Genomic DNA, 16297 nt, shown 5'->3' with positions numbered 1-16297 from the left:
CCGGGTATGCGGCGGTTACATCGAGTACGGCGAACCCTCAACTACGTCAACCTGTCCACACCGCTGGGGCTGCTCCTGGCGCGCGTCGGCCGCGCCCAGGTGACGCCCGGGCCCGACGGGCTGCTCCTGGCGTACGGCTACCGCTTCGGGTTCCCGATCGCCTCGGCGTTCACCGTGGGGAACGTGGTGCTGACCAAGCACCCGGAGGGCTTTCTCACCGGCGCCCTGCTCAAGCATGAGGACCGGCACGCCTCCCAGTACATGTGCTGCGTGGGTCTGCCGATGCTCCCGCTCTACGTCGTCGCGGTGGTCGTCTCCATGATGATCTGCGGAAACCAGGCTTCGTGGAACCTTTTCGAGCGGCTGGCGAACCTGGAGGACGGCAACTACGTCCGAAGGTCGCCCTGGTGGCGTAACACCAGATCCCCACAAAAGGAATGAATCCCGCTGTGGGGGGATCTACAAGGGGTGAGCTGTCGATGACCGAAGGGGGCCGCCCATGTCACAGACCTCCCACCCAGCAACCGCCTCCCACCTGCCCGCGGAATTCGACGGCCTCGTCGCGGTGCCTCCATGGCGTCCCGGATGGTCGGCCCGCTTCACCGCGCGACCGGCGCGAGCCCTCAGGAAACTGGGCCGCACCGCCGGCCGGGCGGTGCGGGATCGCCCCTCAGGACCGCGTACGGCCATCGCCGAGGCGGCATCCCGTTCCTCCGTGCTCTCCGCTCCCTCGACGGCCCCCTCGTTGGCTCTCTCGCCGGCTTTCTCGACGGGAACCTCGACGAGGGCGAAGTTCCCCGTACGGTCCGGGACCTCCGTGCGACCCGCGCCTCCCGTACCGCCCGCGCCGCCGAGGCGGCCGGAGCCCCTGCCGAGACGGTCGTGGCCGGATGGCTTCAGGGACCGGCTGACCTCGCCGATCCCGACGTTCCAGGAGTTGCTGGCGGTCGCCTGGCACGGCACGCTCCGGCCCGACGTCGGGGACGCGGACCGCATCCCGGTCCACAGGAACGGGCTCCCACGGCCGGCGGGGACCGAGGCGGTCGTCACCTGGGTGGGACACGCGACGTACGTGGTGCAGATCGGCGGGCTCACCATTCTCACGGATCCGGTCTGGGCGAGGAAGATCGTCGGTGTCCACCGGCCCCGCCTCACCCCGCCCGGCGTCGCGTGGGCGGACCTGCCCAGGATCGACGCCGTGGTGATCAGCCACAACCACTACGACCACCTGGACGCGTGGACGGTGCGGCGGTTGCCGCGCAGCACGCCCGTCCTCGTACCGGCCGGGCTCAGGTCCTGGTTCACCCGGCGCGGATTCCGTGACGTCACCGAGCTCGACTGGTGGGAGAGCACCCGGGTGGGGGACGTCCGCTTCGACTTCGTCCCCGCCCACCACTGGAGCCGCCGGTCGATCTGGGACACCTGCAAGACCCTCTGGGGCGGCTGGGTGATCGCCTCCGACGACCAGACGATCTACTTCGCCGGGGACAGCGCGTACGGTGAGCGCTTCGCGCAGATCGGCGCCCGCTACCCGGACGGCATCGACCTGGCCCTGATGCCGGTGGGGGCGTTCGAGCCCCGCTGGTTCATGCAGGCCGCGCACGTCGATCCCGAGCAGGCCGTGCGGGCGTGCCAGGACGTGGGGGCGCGCCGGATGGCGACCATGCACTGGGGCACGTTCGTCCTGTCGGGGGAGTCGCTCCTCGCGCCGGTGGAGGAGGCGAGGGTGGCGTGGGCACAGGCCGGGCGGGACCGCGCCGACCTGTGGGACCTCGCCGTCGGCGAGTCCCGCGCCCTGACGCCCTGACAGCGGAGCCTCAAGGGCTGAGCGTCAGGGTGTGGGTGGCCGCCTTCTTGACGGCCTCCTGGCCGGCGAGCATGGGGGTGGTCTCGCCGCGCGCCCACAGTGGCGCCTGGTCCCAGTAGTTGTCGTGGAACGCGTGGCCGGAGGCACCGGTCAGGTTGATCCATCGGGACTTGTCCGGGTTCGCCAGGTCCACCACCATCCGCATGGACGGCAGCCAGCTCACCGCGTAACCGTCCCGTACGTCCCACCCCGCGGCGTTGACCGCGTCGTCGCTGCCCGCGACCGGGAACGGACCCCGGTTGAACAGCCACTCGATCGGGCCGATCCCCGAGGTGCCGAAGGTCTGGTGGACGAGCTCCAGGGAGTGCAGGTCGCCCCAGCGCCAGTCCTTGACGTCCGGGCCGAGCAGGCCGTTCAGCTCGTCGTAGGCCCTCGCCATCGCCCGTCGCAGCATGTCGTCGCGGGTCTCGGCGCGCGGGGTGGTCGTGTCGTCCCAGAACGCCTCGTCCGGCTTGTCGAGCATGACCCGTACGACCTCGAACCAGCGGTCGCCGCCCTGGGGCCAGGCCCCCTCGGGGAGATCGTCGTTGAAGGTCTCGATGAGCAGGTGCCGCCAGACGGCGTTGAAGTACATCGCGGGAGCCGAGTCCGCGCCCTGCCCGTGGTCCCACTCGCGCAGCAGCTCGCGGGCGTCCTTGGCGGGCCCGGCCATCTCGACGTCGAGCAGCCTGGGCACCAGGAAGCGGGCGAAGCCGTTGTCGCTGTCCTGTTGCAGCGCGCTCATCGCCGCCACGTCCACCTTGCCGCCGTCCTTCAGCGCCTCGCGGAGGCGCTGAAGGATGCGCTGGGAGCGGTATCCGTACGCCCAGTCCTTGGTGAGGTTGTACGGATATCGGGCGGGGTCGATGACCGCGTTGTTGGCGGTCACGATGTAGCCCTCCGGCGGGTTGTAGAGGCTGGGCAGCTCGTTGAAGGGGATCGTCGACTGCCAGGCGTACTCACCGGTCCAGCCGGGCACCGGCCAGGTGCCGTCGCCGCGGGTCCGCACCGGGATCCGCCCGGGGGCCTGGTAGCCGATGTTGCCCTCGGTGTCGGCGTAGATCAGGTTCTGCGCGGGCACCTCGAACCTGCTCGCCGCCGCCCTGAACTGCTGCCAGTCCTGAGCGACGTTCAGTTCGAAGATCGCGTCGGCGGTCCTGCCCGGCTCCAGGGCGGTCCACTTGAGCGCGACCGCGTCGCCTTTCTCCTCGAAGACCGCGTCCATGCCGGGCAGCGTGTCCTTCGCGCTCTCCAGGACGTCGGAGATGATCGGCCCGTGCATGGTGTCGCGCACCGTGAGCCGTACGTCCTCGCCCCCGGCCACCTTGATCGTCTCGGTCCTGGTGGTCATCGGCTTCCACTCGCCCATGAGCAGGTACGAATCGTCCTTGATCCGCTCCAGGTAGAGGTCGGCGACGTCCGGGCCGAGGTTGGTGAAGCCCCATGCGATCTTGTCGTTGCGGCCGATGACCACGCCGGGCACGCCGGAGAAGGTGAATCCGGTGACGTCGAACGGGCACTCGGGGCTCTTGACGCGGCAGTGCAGCCCGGCTTGATACCAGACCGAGGGCATGCCCGGCCCCAGGTGGGGGTCGTTGGCGAGGATCGGTTTGCCCGACTCGGTGTGCTCGCCGCCGACCACCCAGGAGTTCGAGCCGATGCCCCTGCCGCCCGCCGGGTCGCCCATCAGGCTCGGCACCGCGCGGATGGCCTCGGCGGCCCGGGTGAGCGCCCCGGTGGCGGGCGCCACCCCTGACGGCTCGGGCTCGGACGTCTTCGGCTCCTCGTCCTGGCGGAACCCGCGCTCGCCGACCGAGCCCCGGGTGACGATCGGCTGGTTGGTCTTGTACGGGTAGTCGGGCCAGAGTTGCTCCACCCGGCCGCGCGGCAGCTTGCTCGCCGCGAGCGCCCGGCCGATCTCGTCGGTCATGTTGGAGCGCAGGTCCCAGGCCATCGCCTTGAGCCAGGCGAGCGAGTCGGCCGGGGTCCACGGCTCGGGCCGGTAGTCCGGGCTGGTCGCCCGCAGCAGCACGTACTCCAGGCTCTTGTCGGCGAAGCCGTCGTTCCGCTTCATCCAGGCGTTCACCCCGCCCGCGTAGGCGTCCAGGTAGCGCCGGGTCCGCTCGTCGAGCAGGGGGAGTTCCTTCTCGGCCACCTTCCGCCAGCCCATGGTCCTGATGACCCTGTCCTCGGTGAGCGTCGCCGAGCCGAACATCTCCGAGAGCCGTCCCGCGGTGACGTGGCGGCGGAAGTCCATCTCGAAGAAGCGGTCCTGGGCGTGGACGTAGCCCTGGGCGAGAAAGAGATCTTCTGGGGAGTCTGCGTATATGTGCGGGATACCCGTCTTATCGCGATATACGGTGACTTTTCCCTTCAAGCCGTCCACCTTGAGCTCGCCTTCGAGCTGTGGGAAGGACGCTCGCACGCTCCATACGCCCGCTCCGGCGAGCAACAGCCCGAGCACCAGAAGAACGGTGAGCACCCGCGCCAGCCAGGTGAGCGGTCGGGGCATCCAGGCGTACGGGCGGAACCTCACAAAAACCTCCTAGGCGACATGCTTCCGCAAGTGTGGCACCACCCCCATGGGGTCGGCACCGACGTCAGGGCGAAGATGCGCGTATGAGACTTTTGCTACCGACCTGGTCAACACCCACGGCACGGTGGCCGCGAGCCGTCTGACCCGGTTCCGCTCGTACGACCCGAGCCCTCAGCGGCGGGCCGGGACGCCGGTCAGATCGGGCCGATCCCCCAGTGGTGGACGGCGCGGTCGCCGGGGGCGAGCCGGATCACGTCCTCACCGCTGCGGAAGGCGTTCGGCGGGCAGGTCATCGGCTCCACCGCGAGCCCCAGGCGGCGGTGACCTTCCGGCAGGGTGTCACCGGTGTAGAGCTGGAGCCACTCGATCCCCTCGCCCGCCCACAGCTCGACCCCGGTCCCGTCGGGGGCCGCCAGCGTGACCCGCACCCGGCCGTCGGCGCCGCGCTCCAGACCGGTGAACGCGGTGTCGAGCTCCGTCCCACCGATCGGGCGGGGAACCCTGAAGTCGTACTCGGTGCCCTCGACGTCGTGGCGGCCGGTGGGGATCTTCCGCTCGTCCACCGCGATCCACTGAGCCGCGGGAAGCTCCAGGAGGGCCTCGTCAAGAGCGCAGAGGGTGCCGAGGGAGAGGTAGGGGTGGGCTCCGAAGCCGTACGGCGCGTCGATGGCGCCGACGTTCTCCACGCTCACTTCGACCTCCAGACCGGCCGCGCTCAGCGCGTACCGGACGGAGAGGTCAAGGACGTGCGGGTAGCCGAGCTGGGGGAACAGCCGCATCCCCAGCCGGATCGAGCTGTCGTCGTGGAAGAGGACAGTCCAGGGGAACGACCGGGAGAAGCCGTGGATCGCGTTGCCGGTCTTGGGCTCGCTCAGTGCGAGCTGCCGCTCCTCGCCGTCGAACGTGTAGCGGCCGTCCTCGACCCTGTTCGGCCAGGGAAGCAGCGGCAGCCCCGCCCCGCCGAGCGGGGGCTCGTCCTCGGGAAAATCGACGACGAGCGGGCGGTCGTCCAGGGTGAGACTCCGTAGTCCGGCTCCGAGTTCGGTGACGACGGCCCGGAAACCGCTGTCCGCGATGGTGTGTTGGGCCCCTGTGGGCGCGATGTTTTTCACCCCGTAATTCAACACCTACGCCCTCGCTCTCGGTTCACGACCGTACTCGGGAAGGCGCACGCCATAACCGAGTCCTCGGCCCCCGGCGGGTGGACGGGGAGTACGTCTCCCGGATGGCACGAGCAGCCTTCGCGTGATGGGTCCGGTAAAACACCAATTACGCGGTCTGGTCGGCCGGGGGCCGGGACCGGCATCGCGGTCTCTCTCACCGATGAGGCGGCGGGCCGACGACCGGAGGGATTCCCCGGGGAGGCGCTCCGTCCTCCCAGCCTCCTCCTGGAGTTTCGTGCGGGCGCTGTGCGTATCGTGCGGGAGACGAGACTGACTTACCCGCCGCCGCTAGCATGGGGCGCATGGGAAGGCTCTGATGCTTACAAGACTGGAAGTCGACGGATTCAAGAACCTCCTGGATTTCGGGGTGGATCTTGGTCCTTTCACGTGCATCGCAGGTGTCAACGGCACAGGTAAGTCAAATATTTTCGATGTGATTCAATTTCTTAGTCTCCTAGCGGACAGATCTCTGCTCGAAGCCGCCCAAGAGGTCCGTGGGGTGCATGGGGAGCGCCTGGGCGATCCCCGCGACCTGTTCTGGAACGGATACTCCGGAGCTCATCACACGATGCGATTCGCAGCGGAGATGATTGTTCCAGGCGAAGTCGAGGACGATTTCGGGCGACCGGCCAGACCTGCGATCACCTTCCTTCGCTACGAACTGGAGCTCGGATATGTTCCTCCCACAGGAATAGAAAAGATTGGACGGCTCGGCCTGCTCGCGGAAAACCTTCGACACATCAAGCTGGGGGATGCGCCCGACAAGCTTCGCTTCAAGCACAATGCCGGTCAGTTTCGTAAAGCGGTACTGCACGGACGTCGGGCCGGTACCGCATTCATCTCGACCACGCAAGATGCCGACGGTCAGCCGATCATCAGCATCCATCAGGATGGCGGAAGCAGGGGTCAACCAAAGCCCGCTGCCGCATCCAGAGCTCCCGCAACGGTCGTGAGTACGGTCACCAGCAGCGATGATCCCACTGTTTTAGCCGCTCGAAGAGAAATGCAGTCCTGGCGTCGGTTGGCTCTTGAGCCCTCCGCGCTTCGGACAGCGGATCGTTACGTTGATACACGTCAAATGGATCCGACAGGACGTCATCTCGCGGCAACTCTTTTTCGTATAGCTTACGAGGATGGTGATCCAGAGCGTATCTACGCAAGAGTCGCGGGGCGACTGGCTGACTTATCGGGCGTTAATGTCAGAAAGCTTCAGGTCGAACAGGACGACGTCCGGGAACTCTTTACGGTGCAGCTTGTCGAGTCCGGAGGGCTTGCCCTTCCCGCCAGAAGTCTGTCCGAAGGAACCCTTAGGTTTCTCGCCCTCTGTGTCCTTCTCGAAGATCCTTCGGTTGAAGGCCTTCTGTGTATGGAGGAGCCCGAGAACGGCATACATCCGGCCAATCTAAACGCGATGGTCCGCCTAGTCGAGGATTTGGCGGTCGATGCCCAAGAGGCGCCGGGCCCGGACAATCCATTCCGTCAGGTCATTGTGAACACTCATTCACCTGCGGTCGTCCAACTCGTGGACCCTCAAGATCTTCTTTTTGCGGAGACGGATATTCGACGGGCGCCTGACGGAACGATGACGAACGCACTCCAGCTACGTCCCCTTGCGGGGTGTTGGCGTGACGACGAGAACGCAAGAGGCGGGGCGGTCACCAAGGCCGACATCCTTCCCTACCTAACGACCCCACCCGGAGCTCAGCTTACCTTGGAGATCGTGTGAGCCTGCGCATCTTGTTCCTTGGCGAAGGAACCAGTGACAGTGGTATCACGACTCATGTCAGGCGTATAGCAAGCGAACATGGATTTATGGTGGTCGTTACGGATCCGCTGATGGAAAGGCTCCCTCAAGCCCGTCAAAGAACGGTCAAATCCAAGCTGGAAATGATCAAGGAGATCGGCGGAGACTACGAGCTTATAATAATTCATCGCGACGCCGACAGGGAAAGCAGGGAGTCTCGGCTGCGCGAAATCCGACTGGCCGTCGAAGCGGTTGTGCCGAACACTCCTTTCATGGGCGCCATCCCGATTCGCATGACCGAGGCATGGCTCATGCTCGATGAGTACAACATCAGGCAGGTTTCCGGAAACCCGAACGGTCGAATGAATCTCGGGCTTCCGAAAGCGAGATCCGTCGAGGAGATCCCGGATCCCAAAGCCATGCTCGCCGAAAAACTCGCTCTCGCTTCAGGGCTGTCCGGAAGAAGGCTGGAAAAGTTCAAGAAGCGTTTCCCGGAGCATCGTCGTCAACTTTTAGATCGCATCGACCCGCTGGGACCCATCTGTGAGGTCTCTTCGTGGAAAGAATTCAACGAGGACCTCTTGTTCGGCCTGCAAAAAGCAGCCGATCTGAACGGCGCCGGTTTTTGATCTGGATCGGCGCTTCTCTCATCGAGAGTCTCAGGTACCGCCTTCGTGTCGCAGCACGGGTCGATCTGGTCGTGGAGGTCGCTGTTCCCGGTGCGGTCAATGGCGGTACGCCACTCGGCGACGGCAAGGAGGATCGGAGCGGAACCGCTCCGGTCCTCGGCGTCGTGGAACGATCTCACTCATGATCGGGACGCTGCCGGCCCCGGAGCGGAACGGCCGTCAGGACCAGGTCTGGCCCCCGGGGGTGTCGACGACCTTCACACCGAGGGCGGCGAGCTCGTCGCGGAGGAGGTCGGAGGCGGCCCAGTCCTTGGCGTCGCGGGCTCGTGAGCGCCGATCGAGCAGCTCGGCGGCGCCTTCGGGCAGGGTCTTCGGCCTGACCGCCCTGCCGATGTCGAGGGAGAGGTCCAGGGCGAGGATCTGGTCGAGGTGCAGGAACGCCTCGAAGCGCGAACCGGGGGAGATCGAGCCGTCGCGCTCCAGTTCGCGCATGAGCCGCAGCGCGAGCGGGGTGTCGAGGTCGTCGTCGAAGGCGGCCTCGATCCTGGAGACCCGGTCGGCGGGCATCGGGCCGCTCGGCGACTCCGACCACTCGGCCACCTGGCCGCGCCAGCGCCGCAGGGTCTTGTCGGCGGCCCGCAGGGTGTCCCAGGTGAGGTTCATCTGCTGGCGGTGGCGGTGCTCAAGCAGCGCGAGCCGTACGGCCAGCGGGTCGAGACCGGCGTCGGCCACGTCCTTGAGCAGGACGACGTTGCCGGTGGACTTCGACATCTTGCGCCCGTCGAAGAGCAGGTGCTCGCCGTGCACCCAGTGCCGCACCACCTCGTGCCCGGCGGTGGCGTCGGACTGGGCGCGCTCGTCGTCGTGGTGCGGGAAGCGCAGGTCGATGCCGCCGGTGTGCAGGTCGATGTTCTCGCCGAGGAAGCGCAGCGACATGGCCGAGCACTCGATGTGCCAGCCGGGGAAGCCACGGCCCCACGGCGTCTCCCAGGTCAGCCCCTGCTCGGAGGGCTTCCACAGCGCCCAGTCGGCGTGGAAGCGCTTGCGCGGGTCGACGGCCTCGATCCGGTGGCCCGGCCTCAGCTGGTCGAGCCGGTTGCCGGAGATCTCGCCGTACGTCGGGAAGGAGGCGGCGTCGAAGAAGACCGATCCGTCGGGGGCCGCGTACGCGTGCCCCTTCTCGATCAGCTTGGCGATCATCTCGATCATCAGGTCGATCGACTCGCTCGCCCGGGGCGAGTGCTCGGGCGGGCGGATGTTCAGCGCGGTCGTGTCCGCCACGAAGGCGTCCTCGTAGAAGCGCGCGACCTCAAGGACGCTCCGCCCCTCGGCCCTGGCCTGGGCGAGCACCTTGTCCTCGCCGGAGGGGTCGATCTCGGTGTCGTCCACCAGGTGCCCGACGTCGGTGATGTTGCGGCAGGCCACCACCCGGACCTTCTGCCGCTCGCTGACCCGCCTGATCAGGTCCGCGAGCAGGTATGAGCGGAGGTTGCCCACGTGGGCCGACCTGTAGACGGTCGGGCCGCAGGTGTACATCCGCAGGGAACGGCTCCCCTCGGGGACGATCCGCTCGACCCGGCGATTCCGTGTGTCATACAGGCGCAGCATGTGTCGAGCCTACGCAACGATCGCGCCCGATCCCACGGCGCGTGAGCCGCCCCGGGCGCGACCGGAGCCGGTACGGGCGCGGCCGCACCCGCCTTCTGGGCGCGTGGCCGCGCCCGTACCGGGGGTACGGCGAGATCACCCTTCGAGGAAGGCGAGGATCTCGCGGTCGCCCCGGTCGCGCAGGCGGGTGATCACTTCTTCGCGGGTGCAGCCCTCCGACAGGCCGATGCGGGCGCCGATCAGGCGGATGCCCTCCGCCTCTGAGGCCACCGGCGCCGTGTAGCCGATCAGGTGCAGCGCCCGGTTCAGGGCGGGCAGGGTCGGCGAGGCGGCGGGCAGGTAGCGGGTGAGCAGCTCGCCGCCGTCGGAGACCGTGAGGAAGACGTGGTCGCCCTCGGAGGCGTTGGCGGCGATCAGGACGGGACGGATGGAGCCCATCGTCGGCTGGTTGTGCCAGCTGATCACCACGTCGCCCGAGGGGGTGGCGGCGGTGAGCTGGCCGCCGGGGGCCATGCCCAGGTGCGCGGCGAAACCGGTCGGCAGCGGCGAGCCCGAGCCGCGCAGGTGCTCGGCGTTCACGTCCACCCGGTGCCACCAGCGCCCGTCGCGGCTGCGGAAGCAGCGCCGGGTCTCGGAGACGTCCCTGCGCGGCTGGTAGTCGGCCTGCTCGGCTCCGGCGACCCTGATCCACCCGCGCTGCGTACGCTCGAAGCCGGGCCCGCCCGCGTACGCGCGGACCGAGCTCTCGCTCACGTCGTAGCGTTCGGTGAGGTTGGTGACGATCGTGTTGACCGACGCCTCGCCGTTGGCCCGCTCGATCTCCCGGACGATCATCTCCCGGATGCCCAGATACTGCTCGCCGCCCCAGCGCGCGAGCCCGTACTTGTTCCGGTCGACCCGCAGGAAACGGTCGTCGGCGGTGAGCTGGTTGCGGATGCCGACGAGGCTGTAGTCCTCGCCGATGCGTTCCTGGATCTCCTCGGGGGTGAGCGGGCCGCCCGCCACCGCGAGCACGGCCTCGGCCTTGTCGTTGACGCTGCGCGGCCAGGGCACCACGTGGTTCTCCAGCACGCGCAGCTGGGGCACCGCGATGAGCCAGCGCTCGGCGACGTCCTCGCGGATGCCGAGCTGGCTGGCGAGCGTCACGGCCTCGTCCATCGGGCGGGGCCCGTCGGTGAACAGCTGCCGGGTCTTCTCCCTGAGCTCGTCGGCGCCTCCGGCGACCAGCCAGCCGTCCACCTGCTCGTAGCCGGTGAGCAGGGTCCGTACGAACCGCCAGGAGGGGATGCCCAGGGTGGCGAGTTCGGTGCGGTGCCAGGGGACGGCGGCGGCGAGGTCGTCGGCGGGTACGGCGGAGCCCAGCCGGCCCCGCAGCCACGACACGTGGGCGATGAGCGGCGCCGCGTCCTCCTTGGCGAGCCAGGCCTCGACGTGGTCGCGCAGGTCGCGTTCGATCTGCCGGATGCGCTCCCTGGTGACCGAGAACCGCTGGGCCAGGTCGTCGAGGGTGGCCCGCTGGGAGGCGTACAGCCGGTCCCTCGCGATGGCCCGCTGCCGCTCGTCCAGAGTGGCGAAGACCTCGTCGATCAGTTCGGGCAGCGGCCGGTCGGGCCGGGAGGGGCGCATCCTGGTGACGCTCTCCTCGGTGACCGGTTCGAGGAGCCGCTCCAGCACCCCGGTGAACAGCTTGTGCACCACCTCGCGGCCGAGTCCTTCCGGCGTGCGGGCGCTCGCGGCGGGGTCGGCGAACCTGAGCAGGGGGAGGACGTCACCGAGCATCAGGTGGCCCCAGCACGCCAGGGCGAGGTCGGCCAGGCGGCCGGCCACCTCGGACGTCCCGATGGTCGAGCAGGCGGTGTCGAGCGGGAGCGCCTGCCACCACGCCTCGGGGAGGCGGGGGTCGGTCGCGATCGGCGCCACCTGGCCGGGAGAGGTCCAGCGCAGAGGTGGCGCGATGTCGCTCAAACTGAGGTTCATTGAGGTCCAACCGGCAAAGGGGAATATATCCGCAGTTCAGACTATGTGGTCAGGTAGGAAGGAATGGACTTGCCCGTCCGTAATGAGAAACGTAAAGGAGTTCCCTGGCCCGGGTGCAGGCCACATACAGCAGGCCGCGTTCCCGCTGGAGGTCGTGTGCCCTTGCGGCGGGGTCCTCGCCGATCGGGGTGAGGGAGTCGAGGTCGGGGACGATCCCCTCGGTCACGCCGATCACCGCGACCCGGCGGAACTCCAGTCCCTTCATGCCGTGCAGCGTCGTCACCCGTACCCCCAGATCACGCAGAGCGGCCCGCGCGTCACGCACGAGGCCGGCGGTCCTGGCGGCCACCGCTATCTCCTCGGGCGTCACACCCTCATTCACCCACTGTCCCACCTGTGCCACCAGACCCGTCAGTTCGTCCTGCGGTGAATCGTAGGCGCGGACCATCGGCCGGAGCCCGTGCCGGGTGCCCCTGAAGCCGTAAAGCTCCTGCACACCCTTGACGAGCCCGTCGGCGGGACCGCCCCCGCGTAATCGGACTCCCCAGGACAGGATCTCCCGTGGGAGCCGGTACGACACTCGCAGACGCTGCTGGATCGCGTCGATTCCCACGGCGCCGAGCGTCACCCGCGTGTCGAAGATGCGCTGGTGCGGGTCGCCCACGATGAACAGGTCGTCGCGGGCGTGCGGCACCGCCGCCCGCAGCAACCGCCACTGCGCCGGGTGGAGATCCTGCGCCTCGTCCACGATGATGTGCCGGTACGGCTCCCGCGCGGGCTCCGCCTCCTCCAGCAGATCCCCAGTCGTCTGGCCGAGCAGCACCGACGCCTCGGAGGCGAGCTGCAGCAGGGTCCGCTTGCCGCGTGCCCGCAACTGCTCGGTGACGTGCTCGACGGCCCTCCACACGGAGGCGCGCTCCTCACCGGACAGCTCGACGCTGCGGCCGGAGCGGGGGGCCGCCAGATACTCGTCCAGGGTCCGCAGGTTCTGCGCCAGGACCACCTGCTCCCACTCGCGCAGCAGGAACGCCGGGCTGTGACCGGTCTCGGTCTCCTCCCAGAGCGCGGTCAGCTCGGCGGCGCCGATCAGCGAGGGCGGGCGCCCCTCGGTCTCGGCGACGACGCGGTGGGCGAGCCGGTCCACGTTGCCGACCTCGATCCGCTTGCGGACCACCTCGTCCTCGATCAGCAGGTCGAGCCTGGTCGCGAGCTCGGCGCTCAGCCCCTGGGAGAAGGTGACGAGCAGGATCTGCCCGCTCGCGCGCCTGGCCAGGTAGGCGGCCCTGTGCAGGGCGACGAGCGTCTTGCCGGTGCCCGCGCCTCCGGTGACCAGCGTCGGCTGCTGGTAGGACTCCCAGTACGCGAGCCGGTGCTGCGGCGGGTGCAGGAACACGCACCAGCCGGGCGCGTCGAGCACGCGGTTCAGCTCGCGCGGATCGTCGACGAAGACGGCGCGGTCGGGGCTGCGCACGAGCGCGGCGCCGAAGTCCTCGGGATTGATCGGCTCGGGGCCCGCGGCGACGGCGCGGCAGTTCTCCAGCTCCCGCCACGCCCCGGCCATCGACTCGCCCCTGGCGAGCGCCGCCAGCGGCTCGTACTGCGTCGGGGGCAGCAGCGGCTCCAGCGCCTCCAGGGTGAGCTGGTCGGTGATCTGCCTGACCAGCGGCAGGAAACGGCCGTCGACCCCCAGTTCGGCCAGGTCGCTGTCGCAGATGTCGACGAACAGCCGCGTCGCGGACGCCTCTGCCGCCCGGCGCACCGCGGGCCGCACCCGGTCCAGCGCCTCGGCGTCCCACATCTCGACCACGCCCAGCGCCGTGTTCACGCCGAACCGGTAGCGCTGCGCGTACGCCCACGCCTCCGCGTCCGGCAGCACGGTGAGCAGCCAGTACACGTCCCGCTGCTTGACCACGACGCCCCGGTACCGCTCGGCCAGCCACAGGGTGGCCACCCGGGGGTCCCTCGCCCCCCTGACCCGCTCGGGGTGCGGGGCGCCCGCGACGTTCTGAAGGAACCTGCGCGTCGAGACCACGACGTCCCTGCGCACCGGCTGGGCCAGGGCGCCGAGTTCGACGGGGAAGTCGGGGGAGATGGCGAGGCGGGGCATGGGTCAGGCCAACAGGGACAGGAGATCGCGGTCCCCGCGTTCTCGAAGCCTGGTGAGGAGTTCAGGGAAGCCCACGGGGCCCGTCATGCCGACCCGGGTGGCGATGACCCGCCTCGCCTGCTCGGGAGTGCCGCCGGCCGCGGTGTAGCCGACCAGCCGCAGCGCCCGCGCCGTCGTCTCCACCTCCTCGCCCGCGAGCGGCAGGTGCCTGGCCCGCAGGACCCCCTCGTCGGACAGGGTGAGAAACAGGTGACTGCCCTCCTTGGCGCCCACGTCCTCCAGGAGCGTCCTGAGCGACTCCAGCACGGGCCTGTCGTGCCAGCTGAGTACCAGTTCGCCGACCGCGCTGCTGACCGTGCGGCCCTCGCCCGGCGACATCCCGAGGTAGGCGGCGAACCCGCTGGGCAGCGGGCACTCGGCGCCCCCGAGGTGTTCTTCGGTGACGTCGATCCTGAGCCACCAGCGGCCGTCCGGCTGCCGGAAACAGCGCCTGGTGAGCGAGACGTCCTTCAGCGGGCGGAACGGGGCCTTCCTCGGCGGCTCGCCGGTCTCACCGACCTCGCTGCCGGGCTTCTCCACGATGAGGGCCGGGGCGCCGCCGGAACGCTGGGGAGGCCGCTCGCCCGCGCCGAGGATGCGGAGCTGCGGGACGTTCTCCAGCCACTCCTTGGACACCTCGGGGTGAATGCCCAGCGAGGAGACCATGTCGAGGGCCTTGTTGATCGTGAGCGGCGGCTTGGCGCCGCTGATCATGTCGCGGGTACGATGGCGCAGCTCGGTGATGTCGCCCTCCACCAGCCACTCGTCGACCAGGTGGTAGCCGGGGAGGGTGGCCAGCACGAACTGCCAGGCCGGTACGTCCAGGGAGTGCAGTTCCCCGGTGTGCCACTCGGCCGCGTTGATCAGACGCTCCCTCGGCGCGGCCTTGCCGAGGACCCTCTTCACCCCCTCCAGGTGCTCCCGGTACGGGGCGGCCTCGTCGGAGGCGACCCACTCGGCGAGTTCCCGGCGCAGATCGGCCTCGATCTCGCCGATGACCTCGGGAGACACCGCGAAGAGTTTGGCCAGCGCCTCCACGGTCGCCGGGGCGTCGCTGAACAACCTGTTCTGCGCCACCGCCCAGCGCTTGTCCTCCACGTTGGCGAAGACGCCGTCCAGCAGCGCGTGCAGGTTCTTCCGCACCGGCCGGGCCTCGTCGCCGTCGTCGCGGCCCTCGTCGCCACCCTCGTCACGCCTGTCGGCCTCGCCGCTCTCCGCGACCGGATCGGGGGCGTCGGGGAGTGCGCGGGCGTCCTCGGAGTCGTCCTCGTGGGCGTCTTCTGCGCTTGTCTCAGCTGTCTCGGCGGCGGGCTCCACGTCCGGCTCGGAGGTTTCCGCGGCTCCGGCTTCCGTAGATCCGGCTCCTGCGGCTCCGGCTTCCACGGCCTCGACTTCCGAGGGTTCAGCCTCGGTTTCCGCAGGTCCGTCCCCGGTTTCCGCGGCCCCGGTTTCCGCGGCCCCGGTTTCCACGGCCTCGACTCCCGAGGGTTCGGCCTCCGTTTCCGCAGGTCTGTCCCCGGTTCCCGCGGCTTCGACGTCCGCGGGTTCGGCCCCGGTTTCCACTGGACCGGCCCCCGCTGGACCGGCCCCCGCGGGTTCGGCCCCGGTTTCCAGGAACCTGGCTCCGGTTTCCGCAGGTCCGGCTCCGGAGGCGGGCTCCGCCTCCCCGGGAGCGGGCGCGAACCGGTCCTCCGGCACGAACGCGCTCGCCCCCTCCCACGGGAAGGCGCCCTCCCGCTGGAAGGTGCTCGCAGACGGGCTCTTCCTCGTCGAGGCGGGCTGGAAGAGCGATCCGGGGGCCTCGTCGGGGCGGCGGGCGTCGGTTACCGGTGGCTCCCGGCGGGCCTTGCGCTTCGGCAACACCATCGGCTGCACGGGGGCCTCGGACTCCGGCGTGGGAACGTTCTCGGCCTCTTCCGGCACGGTCTGCGCGCGGAGGTCCGCCACGACGGGCGGGCCGTCCGGCGCCCGGAGCCCTCCGGCGACGGATCCACTCGCGACGGACCCGCTCTCGGCTCCCTCGCCCGCGAGGGCTCCACGCGTGGCGGCACCGTCCGCGACGGGCCCGTCAGCGGCCCCGGCCGCCCTGGAGGACGCGACCCCGGAGGACGCGGCCGCGTGCGCCGGCGGGATCGCGTGGGCGGGGACCGCCAGACGCGTGAAGACCGCCGTGAACAGGACGTGCAGCAGGGGGACCGGCTGGATGAACGGCTGGTCGCGCAGGTCGTGGCCGGTCAGCGCGAGAAGGCCTGACCAGGACCCGGCGCGGTCGAGGGCGATGGCCGTGGAGGGCTCGTCGGCCTCGTCCGGGTCCAGGACGTGCAGGGCGGGGAGCACGTCACCCAGGGCGGCGGCGGGCCAGTGGTTCAGGACGATCGAGGCGAGGATGTCGGCGAGCCTCTCCGGGCCCAGCACGGCGAGCACGCGGGCCATCGGCAGGCTCCGCCACCAAGCGTCCGGTAGGTCGGGCTGTTCGCGCAGAAGTGGGATCGTGGCCGCGTCGCTCCAGCGCAGCGGCGGCACGAGGTCACTCAGACAGAAGTTCATCCGTTCCCTTCACCAGCCCCTCAAGCCGCCCGAGTCACCCCATGTGGCCGGGGAACGAGACTCATGGAACAGACCATAGTCTGGCAAATTACCTCGGCGCA

The 16297-nt window shown here is 69.3% G+C and carries 10 protein-coding genes; 4 read left to right on the top strand and 6 right to left on the bottom strand.

Annotation, left to right across the window (positions count from 1 at the left end; genetic code table 11):
• Positions 1 to 6: 6 nt before the first annotated feature.
• Positions 7 to 441: a hypothetical protein gene (locus ABT352_RS28020; RefSeq protein ID WP_350947928.1), complete on the top strand. Its 435-nt coding sequence runs from the start codon at positions 7 to 9 to the stop codon at positions 439 to 441.
• Positions 442 to 499: 58 nt separating this feature from the next.
• On the top strand, positions 500 to 1807 hold the full coding sequence (locus ABT352_RS28015) for an MBL fold metallo-hydrolase (protein WP_350947927.1): 1308 nt from the start codon (positions 500 to 502) through the stop codon (positions 1805 to 1807).
• A 10-nt stretch (positions 1808 to 1817) separates the two neighbouring features.
• Here ABT352_RS28015 and ABT352_RS28010 read toward each other — a convergent pair whose 3' ends face one another.
• Positions 1818 to 4358, bottom strand: coding sequence for a penicillin acylase family protein (locus ABT352_RS28010; protein ID WP_350947984.1), 2541 nt, complete (start codon positions 4356 to 4358; stop codon positions 1818 to 1820).
• A gap of 218 nt (positions 4359 to 4576) precedes the next feature.
• Positions 4577 to 5494 (bottom strand): aldose 1-epimerase family protein, encoded by a 918-nt coding sequence (locus tag ABT352_RS28005; protein WP_350947926.1) that lies wholly within the window; start codon positions 5492 to 5494, stop codon positions 4577 to 4579.
• Positions 5495 to 5861: 367 nt separating this feature from the next.
• On the opposite strand from ABT352_RS28005, the gene ABT352_RS28000 reads away from it, so the two are divergent.
• Together ABT352_RS28000 and ABT352_RS27995 are read left to right on the top strand one after the other, a co-directional pair.
• Positions 5862 to 7271 carry an AAA family ATPase gene (locus ABT352_RS28000; RefSeq protein ID WP_350947925.1) on the top strand — a complete coding sequence of 470 codons (1410 nt, stop codon included), beginning with the start codon at positions 5862 to 5864 and terminating at the stop codon, positions 7269 to 7271.
• Positions 7268 to 7918 (top strand): hypothetical protein, encoded by a 651-nt coding sequence (locus ABT352_RS27995; protein ID WP_350947924.1) that lies wholly within the window; start codon positions 7268 to 7270, stop codon positions 7916 to 7918. Before ABT352_RS28000 ends, ABT352_RS27995 begins: the two co-directional genes overlap by 4 nt.
• 219 nt (positions 7919 to 8137) lie before the next feature.
• On the opposite strand, the gene cysS is transcribed toward ABT352_RS27995, so the two are convergent.
• The 4 genes from cysS to ABT352_RS27975 form a co-directional block, all read right to left on the bottom strand.
• Complete coding sequence (gene cysS / locus ABT352_RS27990; protein WP_350947923.1) at positions 8138 to 9526, bottom strand: cysteine--tRNA ligase; 1389 nt, start codon at positions 9524 to 9526, stop codon at positions 8138 to 8140.
• 135 nt (positions 9527 to 9661) lie between these two features.
• Positions 9662 to 11491: a sigma factor-like helix-turn-helix DNA-binding protein gene (locus ABT352_RS27985; RefSeq protein WP_350947922.1), complete on the bottom strand. Its 1830-nt coding sequence runs from the start codon at positions 11489 to 11491 to the stop codon at positions 9662 to 9664.
• 61 nt (positions 11492 to 11552) lie between these two features.
• Positions 11553 to 13610, bottom strand: a complete 2058-nt coding sequence (locus ABT352_RS27980) for a UvrD-helicase domain-containing protein (protein WP_350947921.1) — start codon at positions 13608 to 13610, stop codon at positions 11553 to 11555.
• A gap of 3 nt (positions 13611 to 13613) precedes the next feature.
• Entirely contained in the window at positions 13614 to 16196 is a 2583-nt protein-coding gene (locus ABT352_RS27975) for a hypothetical protein (RefSeq protein WP_350947920.1), read from the bottom strand.
• Positions 16197 to 16297: the final 101 nt, after the last annotated feature.

Source organism: Streptosporangium sp. NPDC000563 (assembly GCF_040299985.1).
Lineage (GTDB): Bacteria > Actinomycetota > Actinomycetes > Streptosporangiales > Streptosporangiaceae > Streptosporangium.
Note: the sequence above shows the minus strand (reverse complement) of the source record. Positions and strands in the feature narration are given on the sequence as shown.

Bases quoted from the DNA above. Each gene is read 5' to 3' on its own strand.
- ABT352_RS28020 (WP_350947928.1), top strand. From the start codon at position 7: ATGCGGCGGTTACATCGAGTACGGCGAACCCTCAACTACGTCAACCTG.
- ABT352_RS27980 (WP_350947921.1), bottom strand. From the start codon at position 13,610: ATGCCCCGCCTCGCCATCTCCCCCGACTTCCCCGTCGAACTCGGCGCC.
- ABT352_RS27975 (WP_350947920.1), bottom strand. From the start codon at position 16,196: ATGAACTTCTGTCTGAGTGACCTCGTGCCGCCGCTGCGCTGGAGCGAC.
- cysS (WP_350947923.1), bottom strand. From the start codon at position 9,526: ATGCTGCGCCTGTATGACACACGGAATCGCCGGGTCGAGCGGATCGTC.
- ABT352_RS28010 (WP_350947984.1), bottom strand. From the start codon at position 4,358: ATGCCCCGACCGCTCACCTGGCTGGCGCGGGTGCTCACCGTTCTTCTG.
- ABT352_RS28000 (WP_350947925.1), top strand. From the start codon at position 5,862: ATGCTTACAAGACTGGAAGTCGACGGATTCAAGAACCTCCTGGATTTC.
- ABT352_RS28015 (WP_350947927.1), top strand. From the start codon at position 500: ATGTCACAGACCTCCCACCCAGCAACCGCCTCCCACCTGCCCGCGGAA.